Source organism: Sphingobium sp. YBL2 (assembly GCF_000943805.1).
GTDB lineage: Bacteria > Pseudomonadota > Alphaproteobacteria > Sphingomonadales > Sphingomonadaceae > Sphingobium > Sphingobium fuliginis.
This window is the reverse complement of the sequence record NZ_CP010954.1, coordinates 1,343,265-1,357,928: the sequence shown is the minus strand read 5'-3', so window position 1 is coordinate 1,357,928 and position 14,664 is coordinate 1,343,265. Positions and strand designations below refer to the sequence as shown.

Here is a 14,664-nt window from a genome sequence, read left to right as displayed (position 1 = left end):
CCTATTACCTAAGTTATCTGACATAGGTTAAATGCAGAACAATTTTCAGCCCAAAGGCAGAAGCGTTAAATCAATCATAACCATTCGGGGCGCAGTCAAACGGCAAGACAAGGCTGGTCAGACGGGGGCTCTTACATCGTGCGGCATCTAGCCCCATTGACAGGTGCACTTCGCCGCCTGCCCGGCGCTATCCTGCCGCTCATCGCGTTGACGCTCGTGACCTTCATGACCTGCGGCATCCTCGTCACCGTGCTTGTTTCGAGGATGGACGATGCTGCGGCGCTGGAAAAGGCGCGCATGGTCAACGGCGCCATGAAGCGGGAGACCAATGCTCTTGCAGCCACGGCCCGGGATTATGCGCTCTGGGATGACGCCGTCGATCATCTATACGGCGGGATCGACCGTGAATGGGCAGCCTCGAACTTCGGCGGCGCCATGCCCCTATATGTTCTCGACGAGCGCGGCGGGACCATTTTCGGCTGGCAACCCCGATCGACTGTCAGAACCACGCTGATGAGGGATGCCCCGGAAGCGCTTCGGCATCTTGAACGCACGCTGCCCAAGCATGTCGATGATCGCCGCAATTTCCCCATCCGCCCGTTCATCCAGCTTTATCGGGGCCGTCCGGCCTTGTTCGCCGGCGCCCCGATCCTTCCTTTTTCCGCCAACCGGCCGCTCCCTTCCGGGCCGCTCCGCCATGTCGTCGTGGTTCGCCCGCTGGATGCCGAGCTGTTCGCCAGTTGGGAACAGGCCTATGCATTGGCGGACATCAGCTTCAACCCGCCGGAAGCGGATGCCGAGACATCGCCCGGTCATCCCTTGATCAGTCCTGACGGCGCCGATTTGGGCCATATCCACTGGTTGCCGGTGCGCCCGGGCATAGCGGCGCTCAAGAGCCTTTCATGGCTGCTGGCATCGGCCGCCGCGCTCTTCATCCTGTTTTTCCTCGCCGTCTCGCGCGCCATGTTGCGGACCCATGCGTCGTTGCTCGCCGGCCGGTTGCGGGCCGAACGCATCTCCAGGGATCGGGAGAATGCGACTCTGGCCGCGGAAGAGGCGCGCCAACAGGCGGAACAGGCGAGGGAGCAGATCGCCGCCATTGCAGAGCGGGAAGGGCGGGAACAGGCCGAACATCGCGAAGCGCTGCGAAACGCCGCGCATGAGGTCGCCAATCTTCTCTCCACCAGCGTGGGTGACCTGTCGGGATCCTTGCTGAGGCAGGCGGATCAGCTTGAAGCCAGCGCCCGCGACACGCTGGCCGCTCTCGCGGAACAGCTCACCGGGACGGCCCTGGTCCGCGACCGCAGCCGTGCGTCGGCGCAGGCCGTGCGCGAGATCGAGGCGCATGTGCAGGAGTTGAGCGTCGCCATTGGCCAGATCCACACCCAATCGATCGCCACCCGTCAGAACATGGACAAGACGGAAGTCGAGGCTCGCGCGGTGATGGGCGCCAATGACCAGTTGCAAAGGGAGATAGAGGCGATCGACCTTGCCACCCGCACCATCCGGCAAATAGCGGGCCAGACGAACATGCTGGCCCTGAACGCCACGATAGAGGCTGCGCGGGGCGGCGAGGCGGGAGCCGGCTTTGCGGTCGTCGCCGGCGAGATCAAGACGCTGGCGAACAGGGCCGGCGACATGGCGGGCCAGATCGAGCGGCGGATCGAGGCGGTGAACGCATCCGCCTCCTCGATCGCGTCGCTGCTCAACCTGCTGAACACCGTCGTCCGCCAACTGGAGCGCAACGTGTCGGATGTGTCCCTGGCCGCCGATAAGCACCATCAGGGGGCCCGTACGATCCTGGCGAGCAGTCAGAGCGTCGGCGGCGACGCGCAAGCGGTGCACGACGCCATCAGCGTCATCGCCGCGGGCCTGGATGCGGTGAAGGCGAACGCCGAACATACGCTCAATGTAGGGGCCGCGGTCCGGTCCAGCGCCAGCGAGCTGACGCAGCGGTTCGATCTGGTCATTGCCCGCCTGCGCGCGGCGTGAAGGGGTAATCATGCATCTTCGTATCTTCCCGGCCCTGACGGCCTGTGCTGTCATGCTGCCGCATTCCGCCTCTGCCGAGGACCTGCCGAACCCCATATCGGCGGCGGAGATCACCGTCACGGCGCAGCGCCGGGAGGAAGCCATCCAGACCGTTCCCGTGGCGATCTCCGCCTTCGGCGAAGCCTTTCTCGACCGCACGCGGCTGGACGACGTCAAGGACATCGTCACCTTCACGCCCGGTTTTTCAGGCAATTCGGACGACAGCTATATCGACAGCATCGCCATCCGGGGCATCACCTCCAACGACTATGGCATTGGCGGCGATCCTTCGATCGGGATCTTCAAGGATGGGGTCTATCAGGGCAGGACAGGCGCTGCCGTGACCTCCCTGTTCGATGTCGCGCAGGCGGAAGCCTTGCGAGGGCCCCAGGGGTTCCTCTTCGGCCGCAATGCCATTTCCGGTGCGATCAGCATCATGACCAACAAGCCGGATCCGGGGCGTATTTCCGGGCATCTCTATGTCGGGGTCGCCAGCTTCGGCCGCAAGGATGCAGAAGGCGCCATCAACCTGCCGGTGGCGGAGGACTGGACGCTTCGCATTGCGGGCTATGCGACGGATTATGATGGCTGGATAGACAATGCCTTCACGGCCGGCCGCAATGATCGCCTGATGGGCGGCAACAAGCAGGCCGGCCGCGTCGCCCTGCGCTACAGGGCCGGCGATGCCGATGTCCTGCTGAGTGCCGAACATGAGCGTCGGCGGCTCGACGGCGCGCCTTATCGGGCGTCCAATGACGATCGTGAAGTTCTCGACTATCTCAGCGAAGTCTTGCAGCGGGATATTGTTATCCGGGGGTCTCGCCGCGACGTGGATACCGATCTCCTCAGACCGCGTGACGATGGCGACATCACCAGCCTGACCGCATCGATCGATCTCGATCTTGGATCGGCGCGCCTCAACAGCCTGACCGCCTTTCGCAAGTCCGATTTCCATTATCTGGAGGACTATGACGGAACGGCGCTGCAACTGGGCAATTACGACCAGCGCCAGCATGCCCGCTATGTCAGTCAGGACTTCCGGCTGATGTCCAGAGACGATCGGCGCCTGACCTGGTCGGCGGGGGTCTCGCTTTATTGGGAGGATGTCGCGGCGCGCTTCACCAACCAGGCTGCCGAGGATCTCGTCTGCACGGCGGGCTATGGCTATGCCGATTGCGGCGGGATGACCATGGACCTTTACGGCGCGCCCTACCGGCCGGCGCCGGGCGGCCTGCTGACCGACATCAACGACGTGCGGTCCCGCAACCGCGGATGGTCCGTTTTCCTGGATACCAACTTTCATTTCTCGAAAGCGCTGGAGGCTGGCATTGGCATTCGATATGCGCGAGACCGCAAGCATTTCAGCATCGATGTGCTGCCCAGCCAAAGCAGCCTCGGCAATGTCTGGACCTTCACCTATTTCACCGATGGTCCCGTTTCTTCCAGCAAGAGCTGGGGCGGACTGACGCCACGCGCCTATGTGCGATATGCGGTGGGGCCGGACATCAACCTCTACGCCAGCATCACCCGCGGCTACAAGGCGGGCGGATTCGGATCGTTCACGGTCGCCGCGCCTGTCCCGGTCGAGGCGTATCGGCTGGTGCCCGACGGAACGAAGCCCGACGCCTTCGCGCCGGAGACGATATGGAGCAAGGAGCTGGGGATAAAGGGCCTGGCCCTCGCCAGGACGCTGAGCTTCGACATAACCGGCTTCCATTATCGCTACCGCAATCTTCAGACGGTCTATTTCGACACGGAAAGCCGGACCCAGCAGGTCGTGAATGTCGGCAGCGTGACCGGATATGGCGTGGAAAGCGCCCTCAATTGGAAGCCGAGCCGCTATTTCGACCTATCGGGCCATGTGACCTGGACGCGAACCGAAAAGCAGGGGGACCGCGACTGTGGACAAAAGGATTGCGGCGGCCTGCCCAACCCGATCTGGTCGAGCGCGGGCGTCGCGACCGGCCATTATCCGATCGGCCCGGCCGAGATCTATCTGCAAGGCGAGTGGATGCATGAGGGGCGTCGAAGGGAGAGTTTCGACTGGCGGGGCATCACCCGACGGGAAGCTTATACGCAGATCAATCTGAGGCTGGGCTATGACAGCGGCAGGGGCGTCGAAATCGTCGCCTATGCGCAGAACCTGTTTGACGCCTATTTCGTCAGAGGGGTGGAAAATGGCGGCGATCTTACGCCCGCCAATAGCTGGGGCATCGCCCAGCCACGCAGCTTCGGCGTCGACCTTCGATTGCGGTTCCGGTGACGATCCGCGATTCCCACGGCGCGCTCGCGACGATTGCGCCTGCCCGGTAACGCTGCCGGCCGCGGATGCCCCTGCCGACTTGATCCCTCACGTCATGGCAGATCGAATGTGCTCGTGACGCGCGGTCAGCGCTGCACGAGCTGTTCGGTCAGTCGGCGCAATCGGTCTCTTTGTTGTCATAACGTCTCCGAGCGCCGCATGCGGAACAAAAAATCTGTTTATTACAGAAAGATAAGTCGATATTCTTGGACCAGGATGTCTTTTGCAGAGGCACATGGTTCCGACGCTTTATGTTGGCAAAAATGATGGTTGAAACAGTCGTTCTCTGCCCGGTCCAACCCAAGCTCAGGGGTTGCACCAGTGTTAACAGATGAAATTATTCAGGCGTTGGGTTCTACCGTCCGCGTTGTGAAAAGTTCTGATGGCGGTGGCTTGTATATTTCAATCACACCTGGCGGTACCGCGCGATGGTATCTGACCTATCGTTATTTAGGAAAACAGAAAGCAATATCCGGCGGCAGGTATCCAGATGTGAGCATAGATCGGGCTCGTGTATGGCGTGAAGAAATCAAAATATCACTAAAAAGAATTGAATTGATCCTGAGAAATGCAATATTAATAAGGAGATAGTATCGGAAAATGATATGAAGTTTGAGAAACTAGCATATGAGTGGATGGAGAAAAAGCGTTGTGATTGGGGAAAGAAGAATTTCAATCAAATTGAGAGTTACTTAAAACGTGATGTTTTCCCTTATATTGGTGAATTATCGGTGCGCTCGATTACCTCAGCAATGATGCTTGAGGTGCTGCATCGCATTGAGCGTGGGGCGTCACCGTGGTTCCTCACCTCGTCAGATCGTATTGCAGTGAGATATTTCGTTCGGGTATTCCAGATGGACGTGTCACGATAAATCCTTGCCGTGACTTGGATGTGGCTGTGCGGCGCCGGCTGTTGATTATGGGATGGCCCGCCCCTTTTCCCTGACATCGGATATGATGTCGGTGCTGAAGAGGAAAGGAGCGGGCCATCCCATAATCAACACTGGGTCGAAGCACGATCATGACCTTATGCAAACGAAGCGGCAAAGCCTTAACACGTCGGCTAGACATGTAAAGATTCCACGATTTTCTTTGCACGTTTTCTCGACGTGCAAACGCTGGGAGATGACAGTATCGCGATGGCTATTTGGTCCCCAATTCAGTCTAAAACGAGAACGAGAGCCGTCCGTTGAGCGAGATGAAACTATTCTCATGCGCGGGGTCGGTCGCGCTTAAGTGCCTAGCCGGAAACGATATTTGACCACATTCGGAGTGCAGAGCAAGTTTGTGCGAAGCACCCGAAAATAGCTGTCTATTGACAGCACATCCTACGCCCGGCGCGTTGACGGTGAGATAGCGAAGCAGATGGGGCAGCACGACATGCAGACAATAATCGCTCATGGCGATGCGGCATTCGTAACGGGCAGTGGCGGGGTCGAAATACGGGCGCGTGTCGAGCGCCGTCTGCACCATGAGTAGGGCTTCGCGCACGGGCACGACCAATGAATGCGCCAGCGACGTCAGTTCCAGATGCCGGCCGACACGCGTGAGAATTCATCGTCAAAATACCGCCGCAGCCGCTGCAAGGCGCTGCTGGCCGCCTGCTGCGTGATGAAAAGCCGCTCGGCGGCGTGCGTGACATTGCGTTCCGTTAGCAGGATGTCGAGCGCGCGAAGCAGGTTGAGATCAAAATGGCTGAGTTGCACTTTCCTCTCCCGCTGGCCTCTCCCGCCGGTCCCGTCAAGCATGTACATGAGTTCGAGCGTTCCTCAAGTTCCCAGCGCGATCTCCTGCAAAGCCCGATCGGACTACGAAGTGGGCGCTCTCGACCAAGACGTCGTCAGCGGGCGCGGTAAAACCATCCTTCATAAGAGACATATGGAGGGGATCAGATGAAACGCACTTATATCCGCGCAGTTGGCGCTGCGTTTGCGGCGGGAGGCGCGGTGCTTGCCGTCCCGGCCTTCGCGCAATCGACAGGAGTTGCCGACAATGGCGCGATCGAGGACATCGTCGTGACGGCGCAGAAACGCAGCGAGCGCCTGCAGGATGTGCCGATCGCGATCGGCGCGATCAGCGCATCCGCCGCCGCGGCGAAGGGCATCAACGATACCGCGTCGATCCAGGCCATGGTGCCTGGACTCGTCATCAACCGCACCGCCAATGAGGGCAATATCTTCATTCGCGGCGTCGGCACCAACCTGTTCGGTCCTTCCAGCGAGCAGACGGTCGCGGTCTATGTCGACAATGTCTATTACGCCTCCCCGGAGGCGAACCTCTTTTCCTTCAACAATATCGAGCGGATCGAGGTGCTGAAGGGACCGCAGGGCACCCTGTTCGGCCGCAACACGACCGGCGGCGTCGTCCATATCCTGACCCGCGAGCCGGCCGATCATCTGACGATGGAGGCGAGTTTCGGTTACGCCAATTACGACACCGTCAGCGCCTCCGCCTATGTGAGCGCGCCGCTGACCGATACGCTGGGCGTCGATCTGGCGGTCAATTACAGCGATCAGGGCGACGGCTGGGGACGCAATCTGACAACGGGCCGCGACAATGCGATCATGGCGGACGGCAATTATGCGCTGCGGTCAAAAATTCGCTTCGCCCCGGCCGACGGCACGACGATCCACCTTGGCTTCGACTATTCTCATTCGGTCGCCCGCTTCGCCTATCAGTTGCGGGAGGGCATTATTGGAGTGGATGGCGTATCGACCTATCCCGGCGAGTATAATGCCGTGGGCGGGCTGAATGACTTTGAGCGGCTGAACACCGGCGGCGCATCCCTGCAGATCGAGCAGGCGCTGGGCGAACTGAAGCTTGTGAGCATCAGCGCTTATCGGGAATCGGATGTCGGTTATTTATTGGACCAGGACGACACGCCGCTGGTCGTGGCCGACCTCAGCCTGCCGTCAAAGGCGCATAGCTGGTCGCAGGAACTGCAATTGCACGGCGCGGCGGGGGCGCCGGTGAAATGGATGCTGGGCGCTTTCTATTTCGACGCGGAGGCCGCCTATGATCCGGCGGACATCAACAATGGCGTCGTCATCATCGAGGACGCGCAGAAGACCCGGTCGCTCGCCGCATTCGGTCAGGCGAGCATGGAGATATTCGCGGACACCAACCTGACCGGCGGATTGCGTTACACCTATGAACGGCAGAAGTTGGAGATCGGGCGGTTCGCCGTCGGCGGCACGGACATAGCGCTGCCCAACGACCGGCAGAGTTTCCGCAAGCTGACCTGGCGCGCGGCGGTGGACCATCATTTCAACCGGGATGTGCTGGCCTATCTGTCCTATAATCGCGGCTTCAAGAGCGGCGGCTATAATCTGCTCGCGCCCAACACCGCGCCGTTCAAGCCGGAGGTGCTGGACGCCTATGAAATCGGCCTCAAGTCCGAATGGTTCGACCGGCGGCTGCGCTTCAACATCTCGGCCTTCCTCTACGACTATAAGAATATCCAGGTGAACATCCCGACGCTGGGCGGCACCGTCACGCTGAATGCCGCGCGGGCCCGGATCAAGGGCGTCGAGGCGGAAATGCAGGCAAAGCCCTTTGGCGACCTGACGCTGAACGGCAGCATCGCCCTGCTCGATGGCCGGTATCGCAGCTATCCCAATGCCCTGGTGATCGGACCGAACGGGGAATCGACCGACGGCGACGGCAATCCGCTCACCATGGATGCGCGCGGCAACCGGACGCTTTCGACGCCGAAGCTGACCGCAAACATCGGCGTGGACTATGCGATCGAAACGGGCATCGGCACGTTCCGGCCGGCCATCAACGCGGCCTATAATGACGGCTTCTTCTTCTACGCCGACAACCGCCTGGCCCAGCCCAGCTACTGGCTGGTCAACGCATCGCTCAACTGGGCGCTGCCGGGCGATCATTTCCAGGCGCAACTATGGGTCAAGAACCTGACCGATGCGACCTATTGGGCCGGACGGTCGGAGCAGGCGGGGCTGGGCGACGCCCAGCGGCAGGCCGCGCCGCGCACCTACGGCCTCACCCTGACGACCCGTTTCTGAAGGATCAGCCATGCAGACACGCAACGACACCCTGCTCTGGATGTACGAGCATATGGCGCTCTCCCGCTATTATGAGGAGCGCATCAAGGCCGCCTACATGATCGGCAAGACGCCGCTGTTCAACATGGCGAACGGCCCCTTGCCCGGAGAGATGCACCTGTCCAACGGGCAGGAACCCTGCGCGGTTGGAGTATGCGCCCATCTGGGGCCGGAGGATTTCGTGTCGGCCGGGCACCGCCCGCACCATGTCGCCATCGCCAAGGGGGTGGACCTGCCGGCGATGACGGCGGAGATATTCGGCCGGTCGACCGGGCTGTCGGGCGGGCAGGGCGGCCATATGCACCTGTTCGATCCGGCGGTGAACTTCACCTGCTCGGGGATCATCGCGCAGGGCATGGGGCCGGCGGTGGGTGCCGCGCTTGCTTTCAGGATGCGGGGCGAACCGCATGTCGCGGTCGCCTATGTCGGGGAGGCGGCGGTGAACCAGGGCGCTTGGCATGAGGCGATGAACCTGGCGGCGGTATGGAAGCTGCCCTTCATCTGCATCGTCGAGGATAATGGCTGGGGCGTATCCGTATCGAAAGCCGCGTCGACCGCCGTGCCGCGCAACGATGTGCGGGCGGCGGGCTATGGCATGCCCGGCGTGCATATCGCCGACAACGACACGCTGGCGATCCACGCCGCCGCCGGGGAGGCGGTCGCCCGCGCGCGCGCCGGCGAAGGACCGACGCTGATCGAGATCGAGACCTTCCGGCTGGAGGGCCATTTCATGGGCGATGTCGAGACCTATCGGCCAGAGGGCGAGAAGGAGGGGCTGTTCGCCAGGGACGAGATACCGCGCTTCCGGGCGATGCTGATCGAGCGGGGCATCGCGGACGAGGCCACCATTTCCTCTATCGAGCAGGGCGGCCGCGCCCGCGTCGATGACGCCTTCGATCATGCCCTTGCCAGCCCCGAGCCGATGGCTGGGGAGGCATTTGCCACCGTCTTCGCTGAAAGTGAGGAATTATGACTGGGACATCCGTCCTGCTCGCGCCGCCAAGGCCCGCGAAGCAGCGCAAGATCAGCATCGCCAAGGCGATTACCGAGGCGACCGCGCAGGAGATGCGCCGCGACCCGTCGGTGTTCGTGATGGGGGAGGACATCGGCCTGTTCAACGGCGTCTTCGGCATGACGACCGGCCTTCTGGAAGAGTTCGGCGCCGAGCGGATACGCGATACGCCCATTTCCGAAACCGCCTTCATCGGCGCTGCCGTCGGCGCGGCGGCAGTCGGCCAGAAGCCGATTGTCGAACTGATGTTCGTCGATTTCCTGGGGGTGTGCTTCGACGCCATCTACAATCTGGCGGCCAAGCAGTCCTTCTTCTCCGGCGGCAACGTAACCTGTCCGATTGTGATCACCACGTCTGTCGGCGGGGGCTATTCGGACGCCGGGCAGCATTCGCAATGTCTCTACGCGACCTTCGCGCACATGCCAGGCATGAAGATCATCTCCCCCTCCAACGCCTATGACGCCAAGGGCCTTATGGTCTCGGCCATCCGCGATCCCAATCCGGTGATCGTCATGGCGCACAAGGCGCTGCAGGGCGTCGGCTGGCTGGGCACGGTGAAGCGCACCATCGTGCATGTGCCCGAAGATTCCTACACCATCCCGATCGGGGAAGCCGCGATCGTGCGGGAGGGCAGCGACGTCACCATCGTCGGCTGGGCATCCACCGTGCATACCGCCATCGACGCGGCCGACAAGCTCAAGGAGCAGGGCGTCAGCGCGGAGATCATTGATCTTCGCTCGCTCGTTCCCCTGGACATCAACACCATCCTGGCCTCGATCCGGCGCACTGGCCGGCTGGTCGTGGTGGATGAGGATTATGCCAATTGCGGCATCGCCGGAGAGATCGTTGCGCGGGTGAGCGAAAAGGCATTTCGCGACCTGCGCAGCCCGCCCGCGCGCCTCGCCTATCCCGACATGCCGCCGCCCTATGCGCGGGCCCTGGAGCAGAATGCCATTCCCTCGGCGGACGGCGTGGTCGAAATCGCGATGGAGATGATCAGTGATGAGCAGCACTGAAATATGCGTGCCCGAAGGACTGGGTGGCGAGGATGAGGAGATCGTCGTCGCCAATTGGGTGGCCGACGAAGGCGAAGCGGTCGACGCGGGCGACCTCGTCTGCGAACTGATGGTGACGAAAGTGACCTTCGAGATCGTGGCACCTGCGTCCGGCAGGCTGGAGCAGCGGAAGGCGGTCGAGGATGTGGTGTCGATCGGCGACCTGCTTGGCGTGATCGTGGCCGGATGATCCCGGAGCCCTCCCATGTCGCACCGATCGGCGGCGCGCGCCGGATGATCGCGCGCAAGATGATGGAGAGCCTAGCCAGCACGGCGCAACTCTCCTTCACGACGCGGGTCGACGCCACGGCGCTGGTCGCCGCTCGCGCAGCGTGGAAGGCGGCGGGGGTGGCGGCCGGATATGAGGATCTTATCCTCATCGCCCTGCGCGACACACTGCTGGAATTTCCCCGTTTCAACGCCATCGCCACGGCCGATGCGCTGAAAATCTATGACGAGATTTGCGTGTCGGTCGCCATCGCGCTGGACGACAGTCTGGTCGCGCCTGCGCTGCCGGACCTGCGAGGCATGGCCTTGCCCGATGTCGTCGCGGCGCGGCGCGCGCTGGTCGACCGCGCGCGCTCGGGCAAGCTGACCGTCACGGAAATGAGTTTCGGCACCTTCACCATCAGCAATATCGGGACCACGCGGGTCGATCATTTCACGCCCATCCTGAACGGCGGGCAGGTCGGCATATTGGGCATCGGCCGGATCGCGCCGATGCTGTTCCTGCGCGACGATGGGCAGGTCGCGAGCCGCCTGGAAATCTCCCTGTCGCTCACCACTGATCATCGGGTGATCGACGGCGCCCCCAGCGGCGCCTTCCTGAGCGCGCTCGCGGCGCGGATCGAGGGCGCTGCCTGACCAGTTTTTGCGGGTCGGCGCCCAAGAATCGCGGCTGCCGTTCCGCTATTCCAGTTCCATAACCCAGGAGAGCGATCATGAAGTCCAGAGCCGGCAATGAAATGCATGTCACCAAGGCTGAAAAGCCTGTGTTCAGGGATATTATCCCGTTCGCGTCGGAAGGGGTGGAGATGGAAGTGATCAGCACCGATCCGTCCACCGGCGGCTTTTCCTGCATCTTCCGGGGCAAGGCGGGGGCGACCTTCGCGCCGCACCTGCATCTGGCGGGCGCCGACTATCTGATCCTGAGCGGCGCGCTCAACTATCGCGACCAGCTCGCCCCGGCGGGCGATTCCGGCTACGAACCCTATGGATCGCTGCATGAGATGACGATCTTTCCGGAGGATACGGAGATGCTGTTCATCACCCACGGCCCGATCATGTTCATCGACGAGGAGAAGCGGCCGACCCAGGTCATGGATTCGCGCTGGATCGAGGAGCAGATCGCGGCGGGACGGACGCGCGCGGCGTCGGCTGCCTGAAGCCTTCGACCGCGGACTGCCTGCCACGCATGGCGGGCAGTCCGCATAATGTGATAGGCTCCATCAAGCGACAGGATCGGGCCACGATCCGTCACAGGCGGGAGAGGGTAGATGCCGAGTGCGGTGCAGGGTTTCACGCCCCCGGACGGATTTCGTCCGGTCGATGATCGCATGTGGACGTCGCAGCATCTCGGGCGCGGCATGCCGCGCGGCAATTGGGACGAGATGGTGTCGACGCACACCATGCACGAATGGCATTTCGAGCGGGCGCGAGCCGATGGCGGCGCGGGGATCAGCCGGTTCCGCACCATATTCGATTCCCGCGTCGTCGCCTTCAGCGGCGAAGGCGGCGTGCGCTGCCTGCACGACCGCTCCGCCGCCCGGCGCACGACGCGCCGCGACCTGTCGATCATCTATACGGCCATCGGCAGCGGCGAGCTGGAGATAGCGGGCCGCAGCGTCGACCTGTCCCCCGGCATGTTCACGATCACCGACAGCGCTCTGCCGATGACGCTCGACCTGCCTTCGCATTTCCGCCAGATCTATTTCATCTTTCCGCGCAGCCGGGTTCTGTCGGTCTTCCCCTTCGCGGAGGAGTTCGTCGGCGTGCCCTTCGACCGGAGCCAGGGCCTGCTGTCCTTCTTCATCGATCATCTGGCGTCGATCGAGCATCATCTTGGCACCTTCGACGACGCGCACGCCAATACCGTCCTGAACGTCACGCTGGACCTGCTGGCGATGACGCTGAGTTCGCTGGACGCGGATCGCATGATCACGCCGCGGGAGCGGCAGTTGACGCGGATCAAATCCTATATCGAGGCGAAGCTTGGCGATGCCGATCTGGATATCGCGACCATCGCGGCGGACAACGGCATCAATGTCCGCTACCTGCACAAGATATTCGCGGGCACCGGGGTCAGCGTATCGAACTGGATCCGCAAGCGGCGGCTGGAGATGTGCCGGCGCGATCTGGACGCGCCCGCGCTGGCGCGGCGCAGCGTCACCGAGATAGCGCTGCGCTGGGGCTTCAACGACATGAGCCATTTCAGCAAGGCGTTCCGCCGCGAATTCGGCGCGGGGCCGCGCGAATACAGGTATCGCGCCAAATTATGATCATCGGCATCCCGCTCGATGCGGTTGGAGGGGTTGGGGCATGACGGATATATTGGCCATGCCCTTCCATGACGCGCATCATAGACCGCTCAGCCCGTTGACCTTCCTGCCCCGCGCGGCGGCCATCCATTCCGACCGGCCCTCCATCGTCCACGGCACGCTTTCATGGACCTGGCGGGAAACTCATGAGCGCTGCCTGAAGCTTGCTTCGGCGCTGCGTGGGCGCGGGATCGGGCGTGGCGACATCGTCGCCATCCTCGCGCCCAATATCCCGGCCATGGTCGAGGCGCATTTCGGCGTGCCGATGGCCGGCGCGATCCTGAACACGCTCAACACGCGGTTGAAGGCGGAAGAAATCGCCTTCCAGCTCGCGCATAGCAAGGCGCGGCTGTTGCTGGTCGATCGCGAATATGGCGAGACGGTCGCCGCTGCGGTCGCCGCCATGGCCAGCCCGCCGCTGATCGTCTGCATCGACGACCCTCTTTACGATGGCGCGGCACCGCCGATCGGTTCGCTCGATTATGAAACGCTGCTCGCGGAGGGATCGGCCGATGCGCCATGGTCGCTGCCGCTGGACGAGCGGGATCCCATCGCGCTCAACTATACGTCCGGCACGACCGGCGATCCCAAGGGCGTCGTGACCCATCATCGCGGCGCGCATCTCAACGCGCTGGCCCAGATCGTCACCTGGTCGATGCCCCTGAACCCCGTTTATCTCTGGACCCTGCCGATGTTCCACTGCAACGGCTGGTGCTTCCCCTGGGCGATCGCGGCGCAAGGCGGCACGAACATCTGCCTGCGCCGTGTCGATCCACCGCTGGTGATCGACCTCATCGCCGCGCATGGCGTATCCCATATGTGTGGCGCGCCGATTGTCTATACGATGCTGATCGAGGAAATGACGAAGCGGGACCGAGCGATCCCGCTTCAGGTGCAGGCGATGGTCGCGGGCGCCGCCCCGCCGAGCGCGATGATCGCGGCCGGGGAGCGGCTCGGTTTCGACTTCACCCATGTCTATGGCCTGACGGAAGTCTACGGTCCCGCGGCCGTCTGCGTGATGCAGCCCGAATGGATGGCCCGGCCGGTCGAGGAGCGCGCCCGGCTCATGGCGCGGCAGGGCATGGCCATGATCGCGCAAGAGGCGATGGCGGTCCTCGATCCTGAGACAATGCAACCGGTTCCCGCCGATGGCCGCACGATCGGGGAGATCATGTTCCGGGGCAACGCCATGATGAACGGCTATCTCAGGAACCCGGACGCGACCGCCGCCGCCTTTGCCGGCGGCTGGTTCCACACCGGCGACCTCGCCGTTCTCGATCCCGACGGCTATGCGCGGATCACGGATCGATCGAAGGACGTGATCATATCGGGCGGCGAGAATATCTCGTCGCTGGAGGTGGAGGATGTGCTGCACCGGCACCCCGCCGTTCTCCATGCCGCGGTCGTCGCGAAATCGCACGAACGCTGGGGCGAAGTGCCATGCGCTTTCGTCGAAATGCGCGAAGGGCAACAGGTCGCGGCCGATGATCTACAGATTTTCTGCCAGGCCCATCTGGCGGGCTTCAAGGTTCCAAGATCCTATATTTTCGGGCCTCTTCCGAAGACGTCGACGGGCAAGGTCCAAAAGGGGATTTTGCGGGAGGCAGCGCGCGCGTCAAATCGGGAATGATGGACGTCCGGATCGCATGACGGGTCCGCA

At 62.5% G+C, this 14,664-nt stretch carries 14 protein-coding genes; 12 read left to right on the top strand and 2 right to left on the bottom strand.

Features of this window, described 5'->3' with window-relative positions:
- Positions 1-156 precede the first annotated feature (156 nt).
- The 4 genes from TZ53_RS06460 (at position 157) to TZ53_RS06450 (ending at position 5,205) form a co-directional block, all read left to right on the top strand.
- Positions 157-1,992: a methyl-accepting chemotaxis protein gene (locus tag TZ53_RS06460; protein ID WP_044660760.1), complete on the top strand. Its 1,836-nt coding sequence runs from the start codon at positions 157-159 to the stop codon at positions 1,990-1,992.
- Positions 1,993-2,002: 10 nt separating this feature from the next.
- A complete protein-coding gene (locus TZ53_RS06455) occupies positions 2,003-4,294 on the top strand; it encodes a TonB-dependent receptor (RefSeq protein WP_044660759.1) in 2,292 nt (763 codons plus the stop codon).
- Between the two features lie 309 nt (positions 4,295-4,603).
- Positions 4,604-4,924 (top strand): Arm DNA-binding domain-containing protein, encoded by a 321-nt coding sequence (locus TZ53_RS25975; protein ID WP_084694335.1) that lies wholly within the window; start codon positions 4,604-4,606, stop codon positions 4,922-4,924.
- 14 nt (positions 4,925-4,938) lie between these two features.
- The gene (locus TZ53_RS06450; RefSeq protein ID WP_025548450.1) at positions 4,939-5,205 is read left to right on the top strand and encodes a phage integrase central domain-containing protein; all 267 of its coding nucleotides are present in this window, start codon (positions 4,939-4,941) and stop codon (positions 5,203-5,205) included.
- A 292-nt stretch (positions 5,206-5,497) separates the two neighbouring features.
- On the opposite strand, the gene TZ53_RS26670 is transcribed toward TZ53_RS06450, so the two are convergent.
- Complete coding sequence (locus TZ53_RS26670; RefSeq protein WP_157009782.1) at positions 5,498-5,806, bottom strand: hypothetical protein; 309 nt, start codon at positions 5,804-5,806, stop codon at positions 5,498-5,500.
- 47 nt (positions 5,807-5,853) lie between these two features.
- Positions 5,854-6,087 (bottom strand): LysR family transcriptional regulator, encoded by a 234-nt coding sequence (locus tag TZ53_RS25605; protein WP_084694334.1) that lies wholly within the window; start codon positions 6,085-6,087, stop codon positions 5,854-5,856.
- 138 nt (positions 6,088-6,225) lie between these two features.
- On the opposite strand from TZ53_RS25605, the gene TZ53_RS06440 reads away from it, so the two are divergent.
- The 8 genes from TZ53_RS06440 to TZ53_RS06405 all read left to right on the top strand — a co-directional run bounded on the left by TZ53_RS06440 (position 6,226) and on the right by TZ53_RS06405 (position 14,634).
- Complete coding sequence (locus tag TZ53_RS06440; protein WP_044660758.1) at positions 6,226-8,361, top strand: TonB-dependent receptor; 2,136 nt, start codon at positions 6,226-6,228, stop codon at positions 8,359-8,361.
- A gap of 10 nt (positions 8,362-8,371) precedes the next feature.
- Positions 8,372-9,373: a thiamine pyrophosphate-dependent dehydrogenase E1 component subunit alpha gene (locus TZ53_RS06435; RefSeq protein ID WP_052628133.1), complete on the top strand. Its 1,002-nt coding sequence runs from the start codon at positions 8,372-8,374 to the stop codon at positions 9,371-9,373.
- Entirely contained in the window at positions 9,370-10,428 is a 1,059-nt protein-coding gene (locus tag TZ53_RS06430; RefSeq protein ID WP_025548443.1) for an alpha-ketoacid dehydrogenase subunit beta, read from the top strand. Before TZ53_RS06435 ends, TZ53_RS06430 begins: the two co-directional genes overlap by 4 nt.
- Positions 10,415-10,657, top strand: coding sequence for a lipoyl domain-containing protein (locus TZ53_RS06425; protein WP_025548441.1), 243 nt, complete (start codon positions 10,415-10,417; stop codon positions 10,655-10,657). Before TZ53_RS06430 ends, TZ53_RS06425 begins: the two co-directional genes overlap by 14 nt.
- Positions 10,654-11,331 carry a 2-oxo acid dehydrogenase subunit E2 gene (locus tag TZ53_RS06420; protein ID WP_044660757.1) on the top strand — a complete coding sequence of 226 codons (678 nt, stop codon included), beginning with the start codon at positions 10,654-10,656 and terminating at the stop codon, positions 11,329-11,331. Before TZ53_RS06425 ends, TZ53_RS06420 begins: the two co-directional genes overlap by 4 nt.
- A gap of 77 nt (positions 11,332-11,408) precedes the next feature.
- Positions 11,409-11,852 carry a cupin domain-containing protein gene (locus tag TZ53_RS25600; RefSeq protein ID WP_025548438.1) on the top strand — a complete coding sequence of 148 codons (444 nt, stop codon included), beginning with the start codon at positions 11,409-11,411 and terminating at the stop codon, positions 11,850-11,852.
- Between the two features lie 111 nt (positions 11,853-11,963).
- Positions 11,964-12,965, top strand: coding sequence for a helix-turn-helix domain-containing protein (locus TZ53_RS25595; protein WP_025548436.1), 1,002 nt, complete (start codon positions 11,964-11,966; stop codon positions 12,963-12,965).
- A 40-nt stretch (positions 12,966-13,005) separates the two neighbouring features.
- Positions 13,006-14,634, top strand: a complete 1,629-nt coding sequence (locus tag TZ53_RS06405) for an AMP-binding protein (protein ID WP_044660756.1) — start codon at positions 13,006-13,008, stop codon at positions 14,632-14,634.
- Positions 14,635-14,664: the final 30 nt, after the last annotated feature.

What these genes read in the sequence shown, in the direction of transcription:
- TZ53_RS06455 (WP_044660759.1), top strand. Translation starts at nt 2,003, where the DNA reads ATGCATCTTCGTATCTTCCCGGCCCTGACGGCCTGTGCTGTCATGCTG.
- TZ53_RS06450 (WP_025548450.1), top strand. Translation starts at nt 4,939, where the DNA reads ATGAAGTTTGAGAAACTAGCATATGAGTGGATGGAGAAAAAGCGTTGT.
- TZ53_RS26670 (WP_157009782.1), bottom strand. Translation starts at nt 5,806, where the DNA reads ATGGTGCAGACGGCGCTCGACACGCGCCCGTATTTCGACCCCGCCACT.
- TZ53_RS25605 (WP_084694334.1), bottom strand. Translation starts at nt 6,087, where the DNA reads ATGTACATGCTTGACGGGACCGGCGGGAGAGGCCAGCGGGAGAGGAAA.
- TZ53_RS06440 (WP_044660758.1), top strand. Translation starts at nt 6,226, where the DNA reads ATGAAACGCACTTATATCCGCGCAGTTGGCGCTGCGTTTGCGGCGGGA.
- TZ53_RS06435 (WP_052628133.1), top strand. Translation starts at nt 8,372, where the DNA reads ATGCAGACACGCAACGACACCCTGCTCTGGATGTACGAGCATATGGCG.
- TZ53_RS06430 (WP_025548443.1), top strand. Translation starts at nt 9,370, where the DNA reads ATGACTGGGACATCCGTCCTGCTCGCGCCGCCAAGGCCCGCGAAGCAG.
- TZ53_RS06425 (WP_025548441.1), top strand. Translation starts at nt 10,415, where the DNA reads ATGAGCAGCACTGAAATATGCGTGCCCGAAGGACTGGGTGGCGAGGAT.
- TZ53_RS06420 (WP_044660757.1), top strand. Translation starts at nt 10,654, where the DNA reads ATGATCCCGGAGCCCTCCCATGTCGCACCGATCGGCGGCGCGCGCCGG.
- TZ53_RS25600 (WP_025548438.1), top strand. Translation starts at nt 11,409, where the DNA reads ATGAAGTCCAGAGCCGGCAATGAAATGCATGTCACCAAGGCTGAAAAG.
- TZ53_RS25595 (WP_025548436.1), top strand. Translation starts at nt 11,964, where the DNA reads ATGCCGAGTGCGGTGCAGGGTTTCACGCCCCCGGACGGATTTCGTCCG.
- TZ53_RS06405 (WP_044660756.1), top strand. Translation starts at nt 13,006, where the DNA reads ATGACGGATATATTGGCCATGCCCTTCCATGACGCGCATCATAGACCG.